The organism is Cetobacterium sp. ZOR0034 (genome assembly GCF_000799075.1).
In the GTDB taxonomy this organism is placed as follows: domain Bacteria; phylum Fusobacteriota; class Fusobacteriia; order Fusobacteriales; family Fusobacteriaceae; genus Cetobacterium_A.
On sequence record NZ_JTLI01000088.1, the window covers coordinates 1 to 3,997 of the forward strand.

The window sequence follows — 3,997 nt, forward strand, 5'->3', positions numbered from 1 at the left end:
GGCGGAATTGGCAGACGCACCAGACTTAGGATCTGGCGTTTCGACGTGAGGGTTCAAGTCCCTCCTCTCGCACCACATAAGAGTTTACAGAGTCTTGATTATTCAAGACTTTTTTTTATATCTAAAAAAGGAAAAGGAGAAAAAATTGGAAAGAAATATAAAGTTAACATATAGTTATGATGGAAGTGAATTTTTTGGATTTCAAAGGCAACCAAAGTTGAGAACTGTTCAAGGAGAAATCGAAAAAGTTTTAAAAATACTTTTTAAAAAAGACATTGATCTAATTTCAGCAGGAAGAACCGATAGGGGTGTACACGCTAAGAAACAAGTATCTAACTTCTTTATAGATTCAACAATTCCTCCTCAAAAAATAAAATATGTATTAAATAATAGTTTGCCTAAAGACATAGTTATTTTAGATGTAGAAGACAGTGAGGCAGATTTCAACTCGAGATTTTCAGCTAAATATAGAGCTTATGAATATTATTTAGGAGAGGAAAGAAACCCTTTTCAATCGAGGTATGTAACTTTTGTTGATGAAAAATTAGATTTGGATAGATTGAATTCTATTGTAGCTCCGTTGGTAGGAGTTCATGATTTTTGTAATTTTAGACTTGCAGATTGTTCTAGTAGAACTTCTGAAAGAGAGATGTTTGAGGCTAGATTTGAAAGAGTAGATGAAAAAACTGTGAAACTGTATGTTAAAGCAAATGCTTTTTTAAAATCTCAAATAAGAATAATAGTGGGGACAATTTTATCAATTTATTTTAAGAGAAGACCTGAAAATTATATGATAGAGATGCTAAATGATCCGAATGGAAAATATATAAAAGATGTAGCAGAACCAAACGGACTTCATCTATGTGATATAGGATATTAGGAGGTATTTATGAAAGTTGTTGAAGTTACTTCGGATAATAGAGAGTTAATTGATAAGATATATCAGAACGAGATAGATAGTTTTGGAGTTATGGGTGGAGCAGATATGTGGATGATTATGAGTTTTATTCGTTATGGAAAACTTTATGTTTTACTTGATAATTTCGGAAAACTTTTATCGGTTGCTCAGTATCAAGCTGTATTAAAAAAAAATGCAGTTTTCTTATATGGTTTTTCAACTCCAGAATCTGAAAGAGGAAAGGGCTATGGAAAAAAACTGCTGGAATCAACTCACAATTTTTTAAAAGATATTGGAATAGAGATGGTATATTTAACAGTAGATCCTAAAAATATGCCGGCTATATCAATGTATGAAAAGGCTGGCTACAAGATTGAAGAGTTACAAAAAGATGAATATGGAATAGGAATTGACAGATATTTGATGGTCAAAATATTCTAAAGACATCTTGACAAAAATACTAAAAAAGTGTATATTAAATTAAAAACAAATAATTACAATTTTGTAATTATTTCAAAAGGAGATTATTATGTATGTTGAAAATATAGGAGAGCACCTAAAAATACATGACATAAAGCCTTCATATCAAAGAATGAAAATATTTGAATATTTGTTAGAAAATAAAACTCATCCTACAGTAGATGAGATTTATAAGGCTTTATGCCCTGAGATTCCTACTCTTTCTAAAACAACAGTATATAATACATTAAATCTTTTTATAGAAAAGGGAATAACGAAAGTAATAACAATAGAGGAAAATGAGACAAGATATGATGTAGATGTTCATGTTCACGGACACTTTAAATGTGTAGAATGTAAGAAAGTCTATGATATTCCAGTGGCTTTAGATCAATTAGTAGTTGACGGAATGAGTGGTTTTAAGGTAGATGAATACCATGTTTATTTTAAAGGAATTTGTCCACATTGTCAGAATAAATAATTGCTTAAAATAAGAAACTATTTTATTAATTGAAGGAGGCTAGAATGAAAGTTTTTGAAATTTTTAAAGTAAAAGAAAGTCCAGTATTATTAGAGGTATTAATAGCAGATGCCGAAGTGAACGTTGAGGGATTAGAGTTAGTTTCAGAAAAAACAGAAGATGCAACAACTGAAAAGCATGTTCCTTATGTTGAAGAGAAAGAGGATGGGTATTTAGTTAAAGTTGGAAAAGAGGTAGCTCATCCAATGACAGAAGCTCACTATATTCAAATCATAGAGATATGCGTAGATGATTTCTTATATAGAAAATATTTGAAACCTGGGGAAGCTCCAGAAGCTTATTTTAGAGTTCCAAAAGGTGCTAGCGTTTGTGCTAGAGAGTACTGTAATATTCATGGATTATGGCATAACTAAAATATAGGGGGATTAAAGATGGGTAAACACATGAGATGTGTAATATGTGATTATGTTTATGATGAAACGGTTGGAGATGTAGAAAATGGAGTTGCTCCAGGAACAAAGTGGGAAGAGGTGCCAGAGGATTGGGTATGTCCACTGTGTTATGTAGGTAAAGATCACTTTGAAGAGATGTAAAATATGTGACCTCTTGGCTAGTAGGCTAAGAGGTTTTTTTATGCTATAATATAGACTTAAAATAGAGATTAAAGAAAGGGAAAAATATGAGATTAGCAGTACTAGGAAGTGGAAGCAAAGGAAACTCTATTTTTTTAGAGACTGATAATATAAAATTACTTATAGATGCTGGATTCAGTGGGAAAAAAATAGAAGAACAATTGAATAAAATAGGTATAGATATTTGTAGTATAGATGGGATTTTGATAACACATGAGCATGGAGATCATATACTTGGAGCTGGAATAATATCTAGGAAATATGATGTTCCAATCTATATTACAAAAGAGAGCTATGAAGCGGGTGTATTGAAATTAGGAAAAATAAAACCAGAAAATCTTAGATTTATTGAAGAGGCTTTTTGGGTAGGGGAAAGCATGGTCTATCCTTTTGATGTTATGCATGATGCTGAAAGAACTATCGGATTTAGAATAGAAGAAAGTACTGGAAGTAAGGTCGCGATAGCAACAGACTTAGGTTATATTGACAACACTGTTAGAGAAGCTTTTAAAGATGTAGATGTGATTGTAGTTGAGTGTAATTATGATTATCATAAATTAATGGAGTGTTCATATCCTTGGGACTTGAAAGCTCGTGTTAAAAGTAGAAATGGACATCTTTCAAATAATGATTGTGCTAGATTTTTATGTGAAATCTATCATGAGAAATTGAAAAAAATATATTTAGCACATATGAGTAAGGACAGTAATGACCCTAAAATAGCACTAGATGCAGTTATGGATGAACTTAATAGAAATAATATAGAAGTGTCTGTAGAGATTGCACAACAAGATATATGTACAAAGATAATCAAGTTTTAGGAGGACTTTATGGAAGAGATAGAGAGATTATTAGAGGAGTTAAAGTTTGAAGTTGGAGGCACGGATGCTTTAAAAAATACAAAGGAAAAAATAATATTAGGAACAGGAAATTTTGCTGGAAATATTATGTTTATTGGAGATGATTCTAGTTTATATATAGATGAAAATTTAAAAGTGAAGCCAGGTTCGAGTGGAGAGTTTTTAATTAAGTTATGTGATATTGTAGGACTTTCTCCAGATGAATACTATATTACAACATTAACAAAATCAGAGAAAAATTACCGTGAGTTAGAAGAGAAGGATAAAAGAGATTTAAAAGAGTATTTGATGATGCAAATCTCTCTTATGAATCCTAAAATAGTTGTAGCTTTAGGTCAAGACGTAGCAGAGCTTCTTTTAGATAGAGAGTTTAAATTCTTACAGGAAAAAGGAGCTGTCTTCAACTGGAAAGGGGATATAAAACTTTTAGTGACGTATGATGCTAATTTTGCGAAGAAGTCAAGGGATGATGGTGGAAAAAGAGCAAAAGTAGCAGTAGAGTTTTGGGGGGATTTAAAAACTGTAAAGAATAGTATTGAGGAGATTTAATATGAAAATATTAGTTGTTAGATTCAAACAGATAGGAGACGCAATTTTATCAAAACGCCCTGAGAAAACCTCTTCCTCTGTAAGGGAGAGGATGAATCAGGGCAATCTTTTTAGTTTT

The 3,997-nt window shown here is 31.6% G+C and carries 7 protein-coding genes; all 7 read left to right on the plus strand.

The features are described 5' to 3' along the window. Positions 1–145 precede the first annotated feature (145 nt). The gene (gene truA, locus L992_RS12160; RefSeq protein ID WP_047383614.1) at positions 146–880 is read left to right on the plus strand and encodes a tRNA pseudouridine(38-40) synthase TruA; all 735 of its coding nucleotides are present in this window, start codon (positions 146–148) and stop codon (positions 878–880) included. Positions 881–889: 9 nt separating this feature from the next. Further along, the gene (locus L992_RS12165) at positions 890–1,339 is read left to right on the plus strand and encodes an N-acetyltransferase (protein ID WP_047396559.1); all 450 of its coding nucleotides are present in this window, start codon (positions 890–892) and stop codon (positions 1,337–1,339) included. An 88-nt stretch (positions 1,340–1,427) separates the two neighbouring features. Further along, entirely contained in the window at positions 1,428–1,838 is a 411-nt protein-coding gene (locus L992_RS12170; protein WP_197053435.1) for a Fur family transcriptional regulator, read from the plus strand. A gap of 44 nt (positions 1,839–1,882) precedes the next feature. Then, positions 1,883–2,251 (plus strand): desulfoferrodoxin family protein, encoded by a 369-nt coding sequence (locus tag L992_RS12175; RefSeq protein ID WP_047383608.1) that lies wholly within the window; start codon positions 1,883–1,885, stop codon positions 2,249–2,251. Between the two features lie 18 nt (positions 2,252–2,269). Next, complete coding sequence (locus tag L992_RS13385) at positions 2,270–2,431, plus strand: rubredoxin (protein ID WP_081982926.1); 162 nt, start codon at positions 2,270–2,272, stop codon at positions 2,429–2,431. An 86-nt stretch (positions 2,432–2,517) separates the two neighbouring features. Continuing rightward, positions 2,518–3,291 carry an MBL fold metallo-hydrolase gene (locus L992_RS12180; RefSeq protein ID WP_047383607.1) on the plus strand — a complete coding sequence of 258 codons (774 nt, stop codon included), beginning with the start codon at positions 2,518–2,520 and terminating at the stop codon, positions 3,289–3,291. Between the two features lie 9 nt (positions 3,292–3,300). Next, positions 3,301–3,879, plus strand: coding sequence for a uracil-DNA glycosylase family protein (locus tag L992_RS12185; protein WP_047383605.1), 579 nt, complete (start codon positions 3,301–3,303; stop codon positions 3,877–3,879). The last annotated feature ends 118 nt before the right edge of the window (positions 3,880–3,997 follow it).